Origin of the sequence: Bacillus sp. JCM 19034 (genome assembly GCF_001310635.1) — a bacterium.
Classification (GTDB): Bacteria; Bacillota; Bacilli; order Bacillales; family Bacillaceae_D; genus Halalkalibacter.
In genome coordinates this window covers 77,542-94,674 of sequence record NZ_BAXR01000005.1, presented here as the reverse complement: position 1 = coordinate 94,674, position 17,133 = coordinate 77,542, and the positions used below count along the sequence as shown (strand labels likewise).

The 17,133-nt window shown below is 37.7% G+C and carries 20 protein-coding genes, 1 pseudogene and 1 riboswitch; of the genes and pseudogenes, 15 read left to right on the top strand and 6 right to left on the bottom strand.

Annotated elements, in window-relative coordinates; all coding sequences use genetic code 11:
• Positions 1–9 precede the first annotated feature (9 nt).
• From JCM19034_RS10180 to JCM19034_RS10160, 5 genes are all read left to right on the top strand, one after another.
• On the top strand, positions 10–255 hold the full coding sequence (locus JCM19034_RS10180) for a hypothetical protein (protein ID WP_062049452.1): 246 nt from the start codon (positions 10–12) through the stop codon (positions 253–255).
• Positions 252–581 carry an MFS transporter gene (locus tag JCM19034_RS10175; protein ID WP_062049444.1) on the top strand — a complete coding sequence of 110 codons (330 nt, stop codon included), beginning with the start codon at positions 252–254 and terminating at the stop codon, positions 579–581. The genes JCM19034_RS10180 and JCM19034_RS10175 overlap by 4 nt, the downstream gene beginning before the upstream one ends.
• Positions 578–880, top strand: a complete 303-nt coding sequence (locus JCM19034_RS10170) for a hypothetical protein (protein WP_062049442.1) — start codon at positions 578–580, stop codon at positions 878–880. Before JCM19034_RS10175 ends, JCM19034_RS10170 begins: the two co-directional genes overlap by 4 nt.
• Before the next feature lie 11 nt (positions 881–891).
• Positions 892–1,173: a hypothetical protein gene (locus tag JCM19034_RS10165; protein WP_062049440.1), complete on the top strand. Its 282-nt coding sequence runs from the start codon at positions 892–894 to the stop codon at positions 1,171–1,173.
• Positions 1,174–1,360: 187 nt separating this feature from the next.
• A complete protein-coding gene (locus JCM19034_RS10160; RefSeq protein ID WP_197276388.1) occupies positions 1,361–1,771 on the top strand; it encodes an S-Ena type endospore appendage in 411 nt (136 codons plus the stop codon).
• A 72-nt stretch (positions 1,772–1,843) separates the two neighbouring features.
• Here JCM19034_RS10160 and JCM19034_RS10155 read toward each other — a convergent pair whose 3' ends face one another.
• Positions 1,844–2,176, bottom strand: a complete 333-nt coding sequence (locus JCM19034_RS10155; RefSeq protein ID WP_062049436.1) for a hypothetical protein — start codon at positions 2,174–2,176, stop codon at positions 1,844–1,846.
• Between the two features lie 46 nt (positions 2,177–2,222).
• Here JCM19034_RS10155 and JCM19034_RS10150 point away from each other — a divergent pair, with 46 nt between their 5' ends.
• Entirely contained in the window at positions 2,223–2,558 is a 336-nt protein-coding gene (locus JCM19034_RS10150; protein WP_082393959.1) for a hypothetical protein, read from the top strand.
• 93 nt (positions 2,559–2,651) lie between these two features.
• On the opposite strand, the gene JCM19034_RS10145 is transcribed toward JCM19034_RS10150, so the two are convergent.
• Together JCM19034_RS10145 and JCM19034_RS10140 are read right to left on the bottom strand one after the other, a co-directional pair.
• Entirely contained in the window at positions 2,652–3,563 is a 912-nt protein-coding gene (locus JCM19034_RS10145; protein ID WP_062049433.1) for an S-Ena type endospore appendage, read from the bottom strand.
• 146 nt (positions 3,564–3,709) lie between these two features.
• A complete protein-coding gene (locus JCM19034_RS10140) occupies positions 3,710–4,564 on the bottom strand; it encodes a VOC family protein (RefSeq protein WP_062049431.1) in 855 nt (284 codons plus the stop codon).
• Positions 4,565–4,743: 179 nt separating this feature from the next.
• Here JCM19034_RS10140 and truA point away from each other — a divergent pair, with 179 nt between their 5' ends.
• A complete protein-coding gene (truA, locus tag JCM19034_RS10135; RefSeq protein ID WP_062049429.1) occupies positions 4,744–5,484 on the top strand; it encodes a tRNA pseudouridine(38-40) synthase TruA in 741 nt (246 codons plus the stop codon).
• Positions 5,485–5,551: 67 nt separating this feature from the next.
• Entirely contained in the window at positions 5,552–6,334 is a 783-nt protein-coding gene (locus tag JCM19034_RS10130) for a class I SAM-dependent methyltransferase (protein WP_062049427.1), read from the top strand.
• Between the two features lie 62 nt (positions 6,335–6,396).
• Here JCM19034_RS10130 and JCM19034_RS10125 read toward each other — a convergent pair whose 3' ends face one another.
• Complete coding sequence (locus tag JCM19034_RS10125; protein WP_062049425.1) at positions 6,397–7,479, bottom strand: DNA alkylation repair protein; 1,083 nt, start codon at positions 7,477–7,479, stop codon at positions 6,397–6,399.
• A 514-nt stretch (positions 7,480–7,993) separates the two neighbouring features.
• On the opposite strand from JCM19034_RS10125, the gene JCM19034_RS21765 reads away from it, so the two are divergent.
• The 4 genes from JCM19034_RS21765 to JCM19034_RS10110 all read left to right on the top strand — a co-directional run bounded on the left by JCM19034_RS21765 (position 7,994) and on the right by JCM19034_RS10110 (position 12,247).
• Positions 7,994–8,170 carry a TrkA C-terminal domain-containing protein gene (locus JCM19034_RS21765; protein ID WP_156323948.1) on the top strand — a complete coding sequence of 59 codons (177 nt, stop codon included), beginning with the start codon at positions 7,994–7,996 and terminating at the stop codon, positions 8,168–8,170.
• Position 8,171: 1 nt separating this feature from the next.
• On the top strand, positions 8,172–9,335 hold the full coding sequence (locus JCM19034_RS10120) for a cation:proton antiporter (RefSeq protein ID WP_062049423.1): 1,164 nt from the start codon (positions 8,172–8,174) through the stop codon (positions 9,333–9,335).
• A 295-nt stretch (positions 9,336–9,630) separates the two neighbouring features.
• Positions 9,631–11,415 carry a methyl-accepting chemotaxis protein gene (locus tag JCM19034_RS10115; protein ID WP_062049421.1) on the top strand — a complete coding sequence of 595 codons (1,785 nt, stop codon included), beginning with the start codon at positions 9,631–9,633 and terminating at the stop codon, positions 11,413–11,415.
• A gap of 313 nt (positions 11,416–11,728) precedes the next feature.
• A complete protein-coding gene (locus tag JCM19034_RS10110) occupies positions 11,729–12,247 on the top strand; it encodes a hypothetical protein (protein ID WP_062049419.1) in 519 nt (172 codons plus the stop codon).
• Between the two features lie 24 nt (positions 12,248–12,271).
• On the opposite strand, the pseudogene JCM19034_RS20985 reads toward JCM19034_RS10110, so the two are convergent.
• Together JCM19034_RS20985 and JCM19034_RS10095 are read right to left on the bottom strand one after the other, a co-directional pair.
• A pseudogene (locus JCM19034_RS20985) lies at positions 12,272–12,805 on the bottom strand (transposase); the annotation flags it as partial.
• Positions 12,806–13,242: 437 nt separating this feature from the next.
• Positions 13,243–13,740 carry a hypothetical protein gene (locus JCM19034_RS10095; protein ID WP_062049411.1) on the bottom strand — a complete coding sequence of 166 codons (498 nt, stop codon included), beginning with the start codon at positions 13,738–13,740 and terminating at the stop codon, positions 13,243–13,245.
• Positions 13,741–13,943: 203 nt separating this feature from the next.
• A riboswitch (cobalamin riboswitch) is annotated at positions 13,944–14,129 on the top strand.
• Between the two features lie 120 nt (positions 14,130–14,249).
• Here JCM19034_RS10095 and JCM19034_RS10090 point away from each other — a divergent pair.
• The 3 genes from JCM19034_RS10090 (at position 14,250) to JCM19034_RS10080 (ending at position 17,131) form a co-directional block, all read left to right on the top strand.
• A complete protein-coding gene (locus JCM19034_RS10090; RefSeq protein WP_062049409.1) occupies positions 14,250–15,071 on the top strand; it encodes a DUF4430 domain-containing protein in 822 nt (273 codons plus the stop codon).
• Positions 14,992–16,167 carry a prenyltransferase/squalene oxidase repeat-containing protein gene (locus JCM19034_RS10085; RefSeq protein WP_062049407.1) on the top strand — a complete coding sequence of 392 codons (1,176 nt, stop codon included), beginning with the start codon at positions 14,992–14,994 and terminating at the stop codon, positions 16,165–16,167. The genes JCM19034_RS10090 and JCM19034_RS10085 overlap by 80 nt, the downstream gene beginning before the upstream one ends.
• Positions 16,168–16,231: 64 nt before the next feature.
• Positions 16,232–17,131 carry a DUF4430 domain-containing protein gene (locus tag JCM19034_RS10080; protein WP_062049405.1) on the top strand — a complete coding sequence of 300 codons (900 nt, stop codon included), beginning with the start codon at positions 16,232–16,234 and terminating at the stop codon, positions 17,129–17,131.
• Positions 17,132–17,133: the final 2 nt, after the last annotated feature.

The following is a 17,133-nucleotide window of genomic DNA, read 5'->3' as shown; positions in this document are numbered from 1 at the left end:
AGGGTATGGATGAATAAACGATTAATAAAAACGGCTATTTTGTCAGTATCATTGTTAACCGTAATGGCAGGTGCGGCGATCTCGCCAGCATTGGGAGATATTGCACTAGCCTTTCCTGAAGCAAATGATACGATGATTAAATTAATTTTAACACTACCTTCTGTCATGATTATTCCTTTTATTTATGTTTCAAGTCATCTATCTAAACGTTTCTCTAAGAAATCAATCCTGTTTTTTGGGATGTTTTTTATTTGATAGGTGGTGTTGGTGGAGGATTTGTTCCAACGATTGAACTGTTATTATTTTTTCGAGCTATTTTAGGCATTGGTGTTGGCTTAATGATGCCCCTATCAACATCTTTAGTAGCTGATTTTTTTGATGGGCAAGAACGGACAGCAACGATGGGCCAGGTAAGTGCAGTAAATAATCTCGGTGGAGTTGTATTATTTTTATTATCAGGGGTACTAGCAAGCGTTACTTGGAGAGCTGCATTTAGTGTTTATGTTCTAGTGATCGTTTCGATGGTGATTATTTATTTCTTCTTACCAAAGAATGTTCCGATTGCTCAAAAAACCATGTGAAAGCTGGTCAATTACCTAAAAAAGTATACTTAACTGGAGCCGCAATGTTTTTTATTTTATTAGTTTTCTTTGCACTCCCTTCAAATATGGCTTTATATATGCAGCAGGAGAACATCGGTAATTCACAGTATGCCGGGATGGTCATTTCGGTGGGGACAGCTGCAGGATTTGTAGCAGGATTAATGTTAGCCCAAACAAAAAGGTTATTATCAAAGTATTTCAATACAGTCTTGCTCTTTTTAATGGCTAGTGGTTATTTTATTATTTCGCTTGCACCTAACGCAGTATCATCGGTTTAGGCGTAGGAATGATGGGGATTGGTTTTGGATCATTAATGCCAACGGTAATGGATAATGTAACGCGACAAGTACCTCGAGTTCAAGTCGTTTCGGCAATGGCGGTTGTGACAAGTATGTTGTTTTTAGGACAGTTTTTATCACCAATCATATTAGATGGTATTGGTGTGTTAGTAGGGAATGAAACGATAAGGTTTACGTATTTACTATTATCTTGTAGTTTGTTATTCGTTTCAATTGGATTCTTCATTCATGCTGTTAGTAGGAAGAAGCAATATGTAAGTATGAAACAATGAAATGACTTGAACTGAAAATCGGTAATAATGCAAATAAATAACATCTTGAATTTTCACATCACTAATTAAGGTGAACGTACCTTTAGTGAATGGAAATTCAGGATGTTTTTTTGTTTCTTTAGGTATTTAAGGTTACATATTATTCCACTTATAAATAATTTATGATTATAAACCATTTAAGGGAAAAGTGGTGGTGGATATGGGGTGTTGCCGTTGTCGTAAACATCGAGGTAAATGTCGGAGGAGAGCGTGTCGGTTTGTAAAAGATAAAGTAACAACTGGATGGAGTATACCTCAAGGGAGTACACAGTCTGTATACCAAATAGTCGGTTTAGAGAATGTTCATGCCTCAGGATTTATAGCATATGACGAAGGAGAAATAGAAGCTGTCACAATAAGATTTTATGACGGGAGTTCTATAGTAGGAAATCCACTAATTGTATATGAAGGAAGTAGTGTAATATTTACAGCCACTAGATTTGACAGAATTGAAATAACAGTACCTTTAGGAAATGCGAATTATATTGCTTCTGGTTTATTATGTGTAACTCCTCGTTATCAACTAAACATTGAAAATGAACATAGTGAAATAGATTAGAAGATCGATATAGATGAGTTTAGTGAAAGGAGCTACTGATAATGGCATTTGATGATGAGTGTGATGGTTGTATTAGAGGCCTAGAGGGCCAAGAGGACGAAGGGGAAGGAGAGGCCCAGCAGGACCGGAGGGTCCAGTAGGCCCAGCAGGTCCGGTAGGAGAGACAGGTCCGGAGGGTCCAGCAGGTCCGGAGGGTCCGGAGGGTCCAGCAGGCCCAGCAGGTCCGGAGGGTCCAGCAGGTCCAGCAGGCCCAGCAGGCCCGGAGGGTCCAGCAGGTCCAGTAGGTCCAGCAGGTCCGGAGGGTCCAGCAGGTCCGGTAGGAGAGACAGGCCCGGAGGGTCCAGCAGGTCCAGCAGGTCCGCCTGGTCCTAATGTAACAGAAACAGCAGGATTTGCTACTAACACTCAAGGTACGGCTATTTCTGTTGTTGCTGGAGGAACGTTAATCCCTTTGCCAAATAACCAAAATTTGAGAAATATTACAGTGAATCCAGCCAATACTGTATTTACTATTGGACCAGCAGGACGATACTTTATCACTTATAATTTAAACGCCACTGCAGCCTTAGCTGCGAATTCAAGATTAATAGTAAATGGAACACCAGTGGGTGCCACTGTACGAAATGCCCTTTTAAATATAGCCACTTTTAGTGCGGATATTATTTTAAACTTAGCTGCGGGTTCTACAGTTTCTTTACAATTATTTGGTTTAATTACTGTAACAACTCTCCAAGCAGGGCAAGGAGCATCTTTGACTATTATTCGATTAGACGATGAGATAATTTAATAGAGGAAAAATAAAAGCAAACAGGTTCAATTATATTAGAACCTGTTTGCTTTAACAAAAATAAATATGAGAGAATTGGTACCTTTTGGTTTCTTATTTCTTTTCAACATCATAATACTTATTCGGATTGCACAAACGCCCCTCTATGTTTATAGTTGTTTCGTAAATTACTTTTAAATCTTGATATAGTTGAATATAATTGCAAATTTCTAGGTGTTTTTCTGTATTCATATTGATAGTGGAATCACAATAAAAGTCATAGATGACTGATTTAATTATTGTTTTATTAGGAGCACAAAGTAGTACGGTTTTCATTTGATCGATTGGATATGTGCAAGAATAACAGCAAATTCCAGTTGAGTCCAATAGCTCTACTGTAATAAAAAACTTGAAACGAATTCTTACTTCTTGTAGTTTAATCTTCTGACCAATATCGGTAGATACATTTATCGTCTTTCTTCCTAACTTGTTTTTTATTTCTTCGTAAACAATAGCGTTTTTGTCACGCAGATTGAAAGGTTTACCGTCTTTATTAGATAAAAAACAGTAGGTTGATTTAATATCTTTAAAAGCACCTATGTCAATCATATTATAATTGACAGTGATGGTGAGTTCACCACAGCAAATTACATTCTCTACATTTTTTCCTTCACATAGAATAGAAATTTGATTAATGTGACTAACAGTCGCGATATAGTTTTGTCCAGGTGCAAGTGTCGTTAATTTTTGCTGATCAATCAAGATAATTAAATCGCATTTGCAATCCGGTGAATAATGAATAGTAAAAGAAACAGTACTCACTATGTTTATAGCTTGCCAAATTACGGTTGGTAATTGTACGTTTCCTTTTACTTTAAATGGGATACATATGTCATCTTTCGCCTTCTTACCAAGCTCAGATGGGATATTGATGAATTTTTTCATTTCGATCATGGTTTGTGTCCAATCATATACTTTCTCAGCACGAATACAATGACTATGAGGTTTATTGGAATTTCGGGTCATTTTAGGTCCTGCTCCCTATTATCGATACATACAGCATTATCATATGGGAGTTCAACTAAAATAGTGATGATATTACTTGAATAATTCCCCAGAACTTTTAAATGTTACTTAAGCTAAGATTTTGGCTAAGGAAATGAGATTTGGTGTTAATTTATTGCTAATATAATGCTATTGCCCGAAGGATCAGTCGTGAACAGAAGACCATCGCTCTCCTCAACTGTAAAGTGCAGTTTACGTAATTCATTCACCGCTTCTTTTCTCTTATGTTCTGTCGGATAATTTATTGTGAAATGTTTGAGCCCTACTTGATTACTAGCTGGTCTGGCTGCACCGACACCTGCCCACGTATTAATAGCGATGTGGTGATGGTACTTACCTGTTGAAAGAAAGCTTGCTTGTCCACCAAAACGGCTAACAATATCAAACCCAAGAGCATCTCGATAAAATCGCTCTGCTTCTTCGATATGGGCGACATGTAGATGAATATGACCAATTAACGTTTTAGAAGGAAGCCCTCCCCAAGTTGATTCGCTGTTTGCCTCTGAAAGTAAGCTCTCAAAATTTAGTGGATCAACGGTCATCTGAATTTGCTGATCTTGCCATTGCCATTTGGAAGGGTCACGGTCGGCGTATAACTCAATACCGTTCCCATCGGGGTCAGACAGATAAATCGCTTCGCTTACAAGGTGATCAGATGAACCGATTGGCCATTGATGTTTACTTAAATGCAAAACAGCTTTAGCTAATTCAGAACGATTTGGTAAAAGAATTGCAAAATGATAAAGGCCAGTTGTACGTCCTTCTTTTGCTATAACGTCATCTGGCTGTTCAATGGTTAATAGCGGGTGATTGCCGTCGACGGATAACCGAATTTGATTTTCACTTTTATCTAAAAGCTTGAAACCGATTATTTCCGTGTAAAAATCATATGAGCGTTCAAGGTTTTCAACAAAAATATGGACTGAGCTAACATATGTATGTGGGGCGGTATGGAAATTCATTTATATTCTCCTTATATAAAATAACTTTTTGTATATAGTATAGACGATAAGATCAATGAAAATCTAATTTAGATAATTATTTATATCAAGGTTGGAACGAGTGCTTCTGCGTAGTAGCCACACAACACTTGAGAGCATGGTATGATAAATAGGAAATGGACGTAGAAGGGATGTACATAATGAAGAATTTTAAGCTAGTCATACAATATGATGGGGCACGTTATAAAGGTTGGCAACGACTTGGGAATCAATCTAATACGATTCAAGGCAAGATTGAGCAAGTATTGACGAAGCTTGAAGGGCATGACAGCGAAATAATTGGCAGTAGTAGAACCGATGCGGGGGTACATGCATACGGACAAGTGGCAAATGTCAAATTGCGTAATGCCATATCAGCAGAAGAACTCCAGAGTTATCTTAATACCTATCTACCACAAGATATTAGCGTCGTTGAAGTAGAGGAAGTAAATGACCGTTTTCATGCCCGCTATAATGCGAATGATAAGACATACCTTTATCAAATTTGGAATAAAAGCTATCACAATCCGTTTATAAGAAAGTTTAGTATGCATGTAACGGAGCCATTAAATGTCGCAAAAATGAAAGAGGCGAGTAAGTATTTTATCGGTAAGCATGATTTTACTGCCTTTTCAAACGCGAAATCGAAAAAGAAGTCGGCCGAACGTACGATAAGAACGATTGAAATGAAAGAGGTTGATGGGTTTATTACGATCCGGGTTGTCGGTGATGGATTTTTATATCATATGGTTCGAAAAATGGTTGGGACGTTGATTGAAGTCGGTTTAGGTGAGAAGAAGCCAGCAGATATAGCTGACATATTGCGATCAAAGGATCGCAGTCGAGCAGGTTTTGCTGAAGCACAAGGATTACATTTAGAAAAAATTGATTTTCAACAATGATAGACAAATAATGGTAGCAGTAGTATGATCCTAAGTATATCTTTTAATCGTACTAGGGGTGATTAAGGTGGGGACGGCTAAACATAGTGAAAATGAGTGGCATGCACAATTCTATGATGAAACTGCTGCTTATGTTACAAAGTACGGAGAATCATTGCTAGAGCTGTTAGCATCAAAGCAAGGAGAGACAATTCTTGATATCGGGTGTGGAACTGGGCACTTAACGAAGCAAATTGCTGATTTTGGAGCGGGAGTAGTTGGAATTGATTATTCACAGTCAATGGTAACTAAGGCGAAGCAACTCTATCCTCAATGTGAGTTTAATGTGGAGGATGCTGAGCGTCTACCTTATCGCTCACAATTTGATGCGGTTTTCTCCAATGCTGCTCTACATTGGATGAAAAATGCTCAGGCTGTATCGCAATCCGTTTACAGGGCATTAAAGCCAGGTGGAAGGTATATTGCAGAGCTAGGTGGCAAAGGAAATGTTCAAACAATTATCAACGCTTTGTATGAAGCATTAGCAGAACACGGTATTCAACGGGAGGATGTTTATTATCCTTGGATTTTTCCTAGCATCGGTGAATACGCAACGATATTAGAGAAAGCGGGATTTACTGTCTCCACAATGGTTTTGTATGAACGCCCAACTTTATTAGAGAATGGGGCTAAAGGTTTGCAAGATTGGATAATTAACTTCGCCGGTGATTTTTTGCAAGTTGTTCACAATGATCAGACGAAACATGCTGTCATAGAGAGAGCAACTAAAATCGCTACTCCTGCAATAGTACGAGATGGAAAGTGGTATGCTGATTACAAAAGGTTACGATTTATTGCTATAAAACCGTAAATAAATGATAAGAGAGTCCCAATCGTATATCGGGACTCTTCTTTTGTAGCTATATCATTTCACTATTCAGTTAAAATGAATGAGCGTTTGGCATATTCTGTACCATTAACAATAATAGAAATGTGATGTTCTCCCGGATAGTGAATCCTCGTTGATAAATCTTTAAAGGAATGCTTTCGAGAAAAGGAATATGTCCCCGTTTCATAAGTGTTTTCGGTAATTTTAAAAAGTTTACGGGATGAGTGTCCACGTGCTTTTACGAAATCAACTGCGTACTCAATTCTCAATTTAAAGCAATGGGCTGTTTCATTTGTTATTTGGAAGCTGAAAGCAATGTCTTCTCCCCGTTTTAATGTAGACGTCGATAAATGCATGTTAACAATCTCAATTTTTGGATGACAATCAAATCCGAATAATTCCAGTACCTCGGGATCCGCTTTTCTTAAAAGCGTCCGACAGCCATGCTTTACAATCCAATCGGTATATGGTGAATTCCCTTTCCACTTTCTGCATAACTCTTTGACGATTATTGGATGATCTTTGGCTATGTCATTTATATTATTGGCGACGCTTTTACGCACATATTCGCTTGGATCATCCTTTAATGTTTCTAATATAGGCAAAATCAGCGTTGGGTCTTTTTTAAACTGCTTTAATGGTCTGGCCCATGGAAGTCGCGGACGACAGCCTTCGCTAGCTAATCGACGAACATGCTCATTTTCATCAGATGCCCATTGCAATAATACTGTCATGGTTGCTTCTTTGTCTGCATCGATAAACGGGCGAATGGCGAATTCTGCAGACGAAGAGGAAGTAAATTGTTTTAACGCTTGCAGTGATTCTGTCCGTTCATTCAAGCCATATGCTTCAACAAAATCGGGGAAAAATAAGTATTCAAAGCCTTTGCAATGTGGCGACAGCTGTTTTAAAATCGCTAAAGATTCACGATACATAGGCGGAAGTGTTTGAGCTAAACATGTTGAGATATGACGGATCCGTTCTTTTAATTCTTTCCTGTCCCAAGAGGAATCAAAAATGAGATTTATAAATTGATTTGTAGGAAATGATGGATATACGTTTTTAACCTTATTACTAAATTCAGTAAAAAAGGCTTCGTTATACATATTCTTTAACGGTTCAGCCATTAGTAACGATTTCGCTCCTTTAAAATTTCAAATGTGTAATAAGAACTCTCATTAATAGGTATATAACAGATGTAGTTCTTCTAAAATAAGTTTACATTTACGAGAATGAAAAGGGAAGAAAATTGCGGAATTAAAATGTTTACCTGTATAATAGAAAGATAGGTGTATACAGTCTAAAAGGAAGAGTGATAATGATGGAGATGAATATTTCAAACTTACCTGGAGTAGGAAAAAAATAACGTTTATTAATCATGATGATCAAATGATGGCGATTATTGTCCATCATACTGGAAAGCGAGAGCTCTATTTTTTGAGCATCGTGATGATGATGAGGCCGTTTTTACTTTCAATCTATCATCAGAAGAAACGAAGCAAATTGGAGCCCAATTATTAGGGGCAACGTTTAATCCTCTTGAAAGTGATAAACTCGAAAAATTAAAGATGGCTCGAAAGCAAGTAATAGTAGAATGGGCAGATGTGCCAAATAAGTCTCCTGTTATCGGAAAGGCGTTTATTGACGTTAAACAGCTTGTACGATGGGGCAAGCATTATAGGCGTTTTTAAAGGAGATGATTTCATCGTCGATTTTGGTGATGGGGACATTATCGAAAAAGGTGATACGATTATGATTGTTGGTAAGAAGGATGCTGTTGTTGAATTTGAAGTAATGTGTGAAGGAAAGGATCAATAGAATGGACTTACCAGAATTATTATCAGCAGGTCTGCTATTACTATTATTGTTTGTAGGAGGATTCATTTCTTACAAAGTAAAAATTCCTAGTGTAGTCTTTTATATATTGGCGGGAATTGTTGTTGCTGGCTTTATAACCGATACGCATTTGCTCCATTTCGCAGGTGAAATTGGGATCGTTTTACTCTTTTTTATGCTAGGAATGGAGTTTCCTATTAAACAATTATTAAATGTTGCCAAGAAAGTGATGTCAGCAGGTATATTAGATGTCGTGTTAAGCTTTGGGGTGACCGTTGCCATTTGTGTCGTGATGGGTCTTGAATTGATTCCTTCACTTATTATAGGTGGTGTCGCCTATGCTACGAGTTCCTCGATCACGGCTAAAATGCTTGAAAGTTCAAAGAGAATGGCTAACCCAGAATCTGAATTTATGCTTGGACTACTAATTTTTGAAGATTTAGTAGCCCCAATCATGGTTGCGGTCCTTGTTGGTTTAACGGCTGGAACGGCGATTACGTTTTCCTCGATGTCGTTAATTTTATTAAAGGTCGTTGTGTTGATAGCTGGTGCTCTTTTGTTAGGTCGATTTTTATTTAGTAAGCTAGGTCCAGTATTTGATCGTTATATGAATAATGAGATTTTTCTCTTATTTGTCATTGGCCTAGCATTAGCTTACGGTGGACTAGCACTGTACTTAGACTTATCAGAAGTGTTAGGAGCTTTTCTAGCAGGGATTATGCTTGCAGAAGCGAAAAGAACGCATGAGCTAGAAGAATTAGTGTTCCGTGCGAGGGACTTGCTATTACCTCTATTTTTCTTATATTTTGGAACGACGATCAACTTTAGTGAAGGGGTACCAATGGTTACTCTCCTTATCATTTTACTTGTTTGGTCGATTATTGCTAAATTAGTAGTTGGTTTCTTTGGAGGTCAGTGGTACGGATTATCGAAAAAGGTTTCATTGAGAGCCGGGTTATCACTCACTCAGCGAGGGGAATTTTCAATTATTATCGCCGCGTTAGCGACAGGTGTCATACAAGCATTTAGTAGCATTTTCATATTAATTTCGGCAATGATAGGAATTATCCTCTTTCAATTAGCTCCTACTATTTCTAAGAAATTGGTGAATCAAAAGAGACATAAAAAAGTAGTGTCCAATACGTAAATGGTGCAATGATGCCTTTAAAGCAGAAGCTTTGAAGGCATTTTTGCATGATCACAATTAATACGAGAATCCTAAGGTCATGTATAAGTACACAACTTTTGCAAGGAATTAAGTAATTAGCTTATAGAAAATTGAAATAATAAAATTCAAAAAATAAAGAATATTCAGCTAAATGTTCGGCGAGAATTAGCCGATATAAATGAAAACCAACTGTTTTAATGATGAAGGGGGTAGAATGTTATCACACTTGAGTCATAAGAAATATTAAAAAAAGTCAACATTAGGAGGAGTCAGCATGGGGAACAAGAAGATAAAATGGATGAATCAATTAGCAAATCGTATTTTTATTTTTATGGTCATTATAATGGCTGTATCTGTTACGATTTTAGGTATTTCGAGCTATCAAATGGCTAAAACCCAGCTAACGGAAGCAGGTCAACAGGATTTAAAAAATATCGTTGATTCTGCTGGCGAGTTAATGAAAACGCTTCAAGATCAGGTTGATGCAGGATTATTAACTTTAGATGAAGCTCAAGAGCAAGCAAGAGTAAAAATATCGGGGGACATTATTAGTTCAAATGAATCCGGACATCCCATTAGAGATTATACGAGTGTGCCGTTTACATATGGTGAAGATGGGTATTTTTACGCATTTATGAAAGACGGCACAGCAATCATGCACCCTCATGGTAGTGAAGGAGTTAACCTTTATGATGCACAGGATGTAGATGGGAATTATATGATTCGTGGTCTGATCGAAGCTGCAAATCAAGCTAATCCCGAAGATCGTTATTACACGTATATGTGGATAAATGATGGTGACGAAGCACCAAGAGAAAAGCTTGCTTATGTCACAATCTTTGATGAGTGGGACTGGATGTACGGCGTTGCTGCATATAGTGATGAGTTTTATGAGGCTGTTCATTTATTCGCCTATGCAGCATTTATAATTGGTGTCATTGTTACATGCCTTGCCTCTTTCGTTTTGTATATCGCCATTAGGAAAGTGACAAATAGAATTGATTTAGTCAGAGTTGCAGCCGAAAAGATTGCAGAAGGTGATTTAAGAGCAGATCAGCTTGATGAGAAAGGGAATTCGGAAATATCGTTATTAGCTGCATCGATTAATCAAATGCAAACGAAGTTAAAAAATATGATCAGTCACATTGCCAAATCTTCTACACAGGTTACGTCCTCTTCTGAAGAGTTGACAGCAAGTGCAGAAGAAAACTCATCGACAAGTGAGCATACAGCATACGAAGTTCAAGAATTATCAGGTCTAGCAGAACAGGTTAAAGCAAGAGCAGATCAAAGTTTAGCTGCCGTTCAAGCACAGCAAGAAGGGATTACGGAGGTTGTTCGTGCATCAGAGGAATTAAAATCTCAATCGTTTGAATCTGTACACGTTTCAAAGGAAGGGAAAGAAAGAATGGGATCAACATCTGAACAAATTAAAGGAATGTCCGATTCGGTTGGGAAGTCGATGATCATTATTCGACGCTTGGAAGAACGATCAAAAGAAATTAATGAAATTATAAGTACAATGACAAATATTAGTGAGCAAACGAACTTATTAGCATTAAACGCTTCGATTGAAGCTGCACGAGCTGGTGAGCATGGGAAAGGCTTTGCTGTTGTTGCCAATGAAGTTCGCAAGCTAGCTGAGCAATCAGGGCAATCAGCGGAACGTGTTCGAGGGATGATCGGCGAAATTCAAGAAGATACGAATTCGACTGTATTATCAATGGAGCAAGTACAAGAAGATGTAAAAACAGGACTTGTTTCGATTGCGGAAATGGAACAGCTATTTGATCAAATCGAACAAATCAATGGCAAAGTAGATGGACGAATTTCCGAAGTAACGAAAATTACACAATTTATGAATGAAAAAGGTGAGGAGCTTACCGCAGCGGTTCAAGAATTTTCAACAATTTCTCAATCAATGACCGAAGGAACAGATACGGTAGCTGCAACGTCAGAACAGACTCTTGCATCAATGAACGTTGTAGCAAAAACGGCTGAGGAATTAAGCACGATGGCTGTTGATTTGCAAGAGCAGATAAGTGAATTTAAAATGTAAGTGGTATTGTTATCACAACCACCCGCTTAAAATGGTAGCGGGTGGTTGTGGAGCGTTAAGGCCATATACGTTTTAAAGGACTCCAGGCAAAGAAAGAGTGCCATAGTTTCCATTGGAAAAATGATGAATAAAGTGAGTAAGGATTCTGTTGATGATTCATTTGCTCTTCATGTAAGCTTATTTCTTGTAAAAAAGGATCCATGAGAAATCCCTCCATTTTGTAATGGGCTACTATCATTTTATTCGTATACGTTTTCATTGGAACTTGTTTAAATTGAAATAGGCATTAGTGGAATAATAGGAGGTGATGAGTGTGCATCCAACGCATTTTGAAAACTTAAAAGTTGCCTTTGAAAATCAATTGTATGATCTGGATAATATCGACCAAGTTATTAATATTGTTGGTCGCTCTGATCAAATCGAGCTAGCTGCAATGTCACGACAATTTCGAATTAGCTTTACATTAACGGATGCAAAGTCAGTGAAATCAGAAGTGGAATTGTCAGCTTCTCTAAAAGAGCTTGCCAATGAATTATTAGGACTAGACGGGGGGTTCGGCTGTGATTTGTTTGTTCACTTTTATAAAGAAATTGCACATATAGACAGACAATGTGAACAAATAAACAACGTATTGCAAGAAATATGGGAACCGTCACTACCAATTGAACAAGTACTGCGGTTCACATATGACATTAAAAAGGCTGAAAAACAAAGCTATTTAAATCAAACGACAATACGATTCAATCGTAAATTGAACGAACGACATATGAACGATATTCCACAATTACTTGCGTATGTGATGAAATCGTTACGAGAGCTGGACCAAATCTAAGAAAAAAAGCTATCCTTCTTCATGCTATGGAAGCACAGACCGTAGACAAAACTCCTTTGAGAAGTTGATTCTCAAAGGAGTTTTAACTTCTTCTATTTTCTGTTGGTGACACTGGAGGATGTGTGTTTCTCCAGTGCCAGTTAGCTAATTTTTTTAGGTTCATGTCAGCAAAAACAAGCATCGCGTGACTGAAATTTTTCCTAACCCTTTCTGGTTGGTCCAACGCAAACCATGCTTTTGTTTCAGATCGGCAAAGAAGTGTTCAATTGTTTCTAAACGCTTTGCATAAATCTCTTTATTTATATCTGTATGTCGTACAAACTCATATCCAGCATCTACCGCAACAACTTGCGGTTTCATTACGTTTTCTTTTAGTTGATCAAATAATTCGTGAAACACTTGACTATCGAGGACATTGGCAGGAGTTACAATCGTTCCTAAGATAAAGCCATTTCGGTCACAGGCTGTGTGATAACTATAGGCAAACATCTTTTCACGTTCGCTTTTGACATAGTAGCCACTCTCAGGATCTGTTGAGCTCTCTTTGACCTCCCTCGTTTTTCACTTATATTATAGAAAAAAATTGGACTTCTATCTCTAATTTGAGGAGAAGCCAATTTCCTTTTTGACATTAGACAAAGCGGACGGGATGGGAGGGCCGACTCCTGCAGGAGGAAAGGGCAGGTTGAAATCCACCGGCGTGCCGGTTAGTTCAACGCCCTCCTGCCCAAAGCGTGCCCCCCATCCCGGTAGCGTGGTCGGAGGACGATTTCCTGGCAATAATAAAGCCTGTCGCCTGTCTCGCTTTTGCGAGACTTTGTCGACAGGCTGAGCTTCCCTCTTCATGCGAGGGAGGCAATAGTGTTTAGTTAAATCATCTTTTGCATGAATTAATCAGAGAGGACCAGTAAATAATTCAACCTGCAATCGCTGAATAATTGTCGTTGAAAAAATAATAACCTACTAAATGGAAAATACAATTATGGCAATTATGATTATTGTTGTTTTACTAATTCCTTTTTTCTACTCTGTATGAATTTATTTATAAAATGAAAAGCAAAATAGATTAAAATGAAATTGAGAAATATTCCAGGAGTAACATTCCAATATATGGTTGGATTGGCGAGTAGATTAGGTAGTAAGTAGTTTGTACCATCCTCGATATAGATTGTTATAAACTCAAACGGGAAACCATACGAATAAGCATATTTTGTTGAGTGTAAGTGTGTAGGGGAATTATCTGGAATAATCAACGTTAAGAGAATGATAAAAATAATCGAAGATGTTAGAAACGTTCGGTTATACACTTTCGCCCAGCCTCGATTTTTGTAGAGAAGAAACATGAAAATCAACCCAGCGGCTATTACAGTCCAATCATATTTGTCAGTATCTACGCCTGCAAAAAGGTAGATCAATTGCAGGAGTATCCCTAATATCGTTAAGCTGATAAAAAATATAAAAACAAATCGAATTGTCTCTAGTATAACTCTCATTTTTAACCCCTAACGTCCATTTTATGTCAGATAAGTATGTATTATACCATAAATTAGGATGAATGACCTGTTTATCCATTAATCCATTAAAAAAACTTTTGTTTAGAAACTTTATACAATTGCACAATACAAATATTCGAGAAAACTACATACTTTTTCATATTGATTACGAGAACTAGTTCAAGTATAATTACTTCGACATGTACATAGTGAAGCAAACAGGTGCTAGTAGTTTTTTTACTAGCTTAAAAGGGAAGTTTGGTGAAAAGCCAACGCGGTCCCGCCACTGTAAGTGAGAGCAACCTATAATTTGTCACTGTCAAATGATGGGAAGACATAGGGAGCGATGATCACAAGCCAGGATACCTGCCTGTTGTGCCAACACCATGCTCTACGCGGATAGATGGGGTGTTAAGAAAAAGTAGTATATTTATGCTATAAAACTCTTAACATTAGTAGCCCCTTTTTGTAGGGGTTTTTTATGTTAAAAAATATGGGGAGGAACGAAAATGAAAAAGTGGTTTCATCAGTTGATGACCGTATTGCTAGTATTTTCTATGTTCTTTGGTAGTGTTAATACAGCAGCTTTTGCTGAGGATGCACCCGATGTACAATTAGCACAGAGCAATACAATTGTAGAAGTAGATGTCAGTCAATATGCGATAGAGGATGGCGACACGGCATTTGATTTGTTAGTGAAATATGTTGGGGAAGAGAATGTTGAATATGATCAGTACTCTTTTGGGAAGTTAGTTCATACCATTAATGGTATGAAAGCGGAGGGAAATGACTACTGGGCTTTTTATATTAATGGTATTTCCGCTCCTGTAGGTGCAGACAACTATGCAGTTGAAGTGAATGATGTTTTAACGTTTTTATATGTTGATGAGTTTACTGAAACCGAAAGTGTAATGCTTAAGGTTCTGAATTCAGATGAAGAAAATATATATCCTAATTCATGGGCAATTAATTATATAGGCGAGCCAACTGCTTTTGATTTAGTGAAAATATCAGTTGGAAGAGATAATTTAGAATATCTTGAATTTGATTTCGGAAACATGATTACGAGCATTTACGGTGAAGAGCCTGAAGAAAATCAATTTTGGTCACTAATCGTAAATGACATTTTTAGCGAGGTTGGTGCAAGTGACTATACTTTGCAGCCAAATGATGAAATAGTATTTCAGTTGGTAGAATTCATATTTGATGAGGAAGATGACGCTGATAATGATTCGGGTAATAGTGGAACGGATGAAAACGAAAAAAGAAAACTCAGAAAGTTCCCCAGAACCCGAAAAAGTAGACCCGGAAGTTATCCAAAGTGCGATTGATGCAGCAAGTGACTATTTATTAACGGACGCAATTGGTGATTGGGCTGCAGTTGCACTAAATCGTGCAGGTAAGGAAATTCCTGAACAGTACTTAGAGCAAGTGAAGGAAACGTTACGAGAAAGGAATGGTGAATTCCGTAACATTACCGATTATGAGCGGATAACATTAGGGATTTTAGCAGCTGGTGCTGATCCTACTGATATTGAAGGTTATAACCTTGTTGAACAGATTTATAATGGCAATCTGACACGTCAAGGCTTAAATGGTGTTGCGTTTGGCTTAATTGCGTTAGATAGTGGTAATTTCGAAATCCCTGAGGATGCAGAATGGGATCGTGAACGGATTATTTCGCATTTATTAGCTGAACAACATGAAAATGGAGGCTGGGGATGGAATGGTGTCGATGATGATATCGATACAACCGCAATGGTTATTGCTGCTTTAGCTCCTTATCAATCTCAGTCAGACGTAAAAGAAAGCATTGATGCAGCATTAAACTACATTGAGAACAATACAACATTAATTGATAATAGTTCAACTGCCGCTCAAGTAATCATTGCATTAGCTTCGATTGGAATTGAGGCGAATCAATATGAATTTGAGAAAAATGGTGAGAGCTTAAAGCTAGTCGAGTATTTAATAAGCTATCAAAATGAAGATGGTGGGTTTTACTGGAAGAATGGTTATGGTTCTGATAGTGATGTTTTCTCAACTGATCAAGCATTACGTGGTCTCGTTGCTTACCAGCTATATTTACAAGGGGAAGAAGGCTTGTATCATTTCTCTATAGCTGAGGAGGAAGTGCCTGAAGAAGAGCCAAAAAAGAAAGAGGAAGTTGATGAAGAGGAAGAACCAGAAATAGTAAACAGTGACACAACACAATCTACGAAAGAAGGTAATGGTGGAACGATTGATCCTTCAAAGAATAAAGAAACTACAACTCCTGTTGAAACTATTGAAAGAACAAGTGAAGGAGAACAGTTACCAAATACAGCAACAAACTCGTTAAATTTATTATTTGGTGGTTTTGTTTTATTGTTAGTTGGTGTAACAGTAATACTCATTTCAAGAAAACGTCGTATAGCGATGAAATAATCACATCTTCCTCTTGTATTTTGTATGCAGGAGGGAATTTTCATAAAAGGTGGGTGATGTATGAATGAATAAGCGTATGTTTCAGATTCTTTTGCTCATGTTTTTAACAGTTTGTATTTTAATTGGCTGTGGAACGAACGATCAAGAGCAAGTTCAAGATGATATTGATGATGTAAGTAAGTTAGAAGTAGAAGAAGTCTTAGACGAGGATTCGGAACTAGAAGAAGAGGAATTTTCTACTGAATCTTCTGAAGAGGAAACGAACAACAATGACGTTGAACATGTTGAACAGTTAGAAGATGTTGAAGTTGTTCTTTCTTCAAATAAGTCAGAGCAGGAGCAGACTAATGAATCGTCACCTGAGCAGAATGAACCTGTAACCGAAAAAGCAGAAGAGAATCAGCAGAGTAATAGCCATTCCGACTCAAGTAGTCGTTCAAGCTCAAGTAATAGTACAAGTTCAGAAAAGAAAACTGAATCTTCATCTTCGAAATCAACTAATGATTCTAGTAAGAAGAATGAGTCATCATCAGAAAAAAAATCTACATCTGAATCTAGTTCAAAGCAAAAAGATGACAAGAAAAAAGATAGCTCATCTTCAAAGAAAGAGAAGGAGACAAAGTCTCAGGAAGAGCAGGCACCTGCATCTGAGCCGACTGTCTCAATTGTGATTAATGGACCGAGTGATCAAGGGAAGCTCGGTGAAGGTGAAGTGAAATATTCTGATGGAGATACGGTTTTGGATATTCTTTTAAAGTTTGGACAAACGAATAGTATTCAAATTGACTATACTGGTCGTGGGGCAACTGCTTATGTACAAGGAATTTCTAACTTCTATGAATTCGATTATGGACCAAGAAGTGGCTGGGTCGTAATGGTTAACGGAACGAGCATTTCTCAAAGTGCTGGCATAACAGCAGTAAAGGCAGGAGATCGAGTTGTATGGGAATACACAGAAGGCTAATG

Bases quoted from the DNA above. Each gene is read 5' to 3' on its own strand.
- JCM19034_RS10085 (WP_062049407.1), top strand. From the start codon at position 14,992: ATGAAAACGAAAAAAGAAAACTCAGAAAGTTCCCCAGAACCCGAAAAA.
- JCM19034_RS10115 (WP_062049421.1), top strand. From the start codon at position 9,631: ATGGGGAACAAGAAGATAAAATGGATGAATCAATTAGCAAATCGTATT.
- JCM19034_RS10145 (WP_062049433.1), bottom strand. From the start codon at position 3,563: ATGACCCGAAATTCCAATAAACCTCATAGTCATTGTATTCGTGCTGAG.
- JCM19034_RS10165 (WP_062049440.1), top strand. From the start codon at position 892: ATGGGGATTGGTTTTGGATCATTAATGCCAACGGTAATGGATAATGTA.
- JCM19034_RS10120 (WP_062049423.1), top strand. From the start codon at position 8,172: ATGGACTTACCAGAATTATTATCAGCAGGTCTGCTATTACTATTATTG.
- JCM19034_RS10125 (WP_062049425.1), bottom strand. From the start codon at position 7,479: ATGGCTGAACCGTTAAAGAATATGTATAACGAAGCCTTTTTTACTGAA.
- JCM19034_RS10090 (WP_062049409.1), top strand. From the start codon at position 14,250: ATGAAAAAGTGGTTTCATCAGTTGATGACCGTATTGCTAGTATTTTCT.
- JCM19034_RS10180 (WP_062049452.1), top strand. From the start codon at position 10: ATGAATAAACGATTAATAAAAACGGCTATTTTGTCAGTATCATTGTTA.
- JCM19034_RS10095 (WP_062049411.1), bottom strand. From the start codon at position 13,740: ATGAGAGTTATACTAGAGACAATTCGATTTGTTTTTATATTTTTTATC.
- JCM19034_RS10140 (WP_062049431.1), bottom strand. From the start codon at position 4,564: ATGAATTTCCATACCGCCCCACATACATATGTTAGCTCAGTCCATATT.
- JCM19034_RS10080 (WP_062049405.1), top strand. From the start codon at position 16,232: ATGAATAAGCGTATGTTTCAGATTCTTTTGCTCATGTTTTTAACAGTT.
- truA (WP_062049429.1), top strand. From the start codon at position 4,744: ATGAAGAATTTTAAGCTAGTCATACAATATGATGGGGCACGTTATAAA.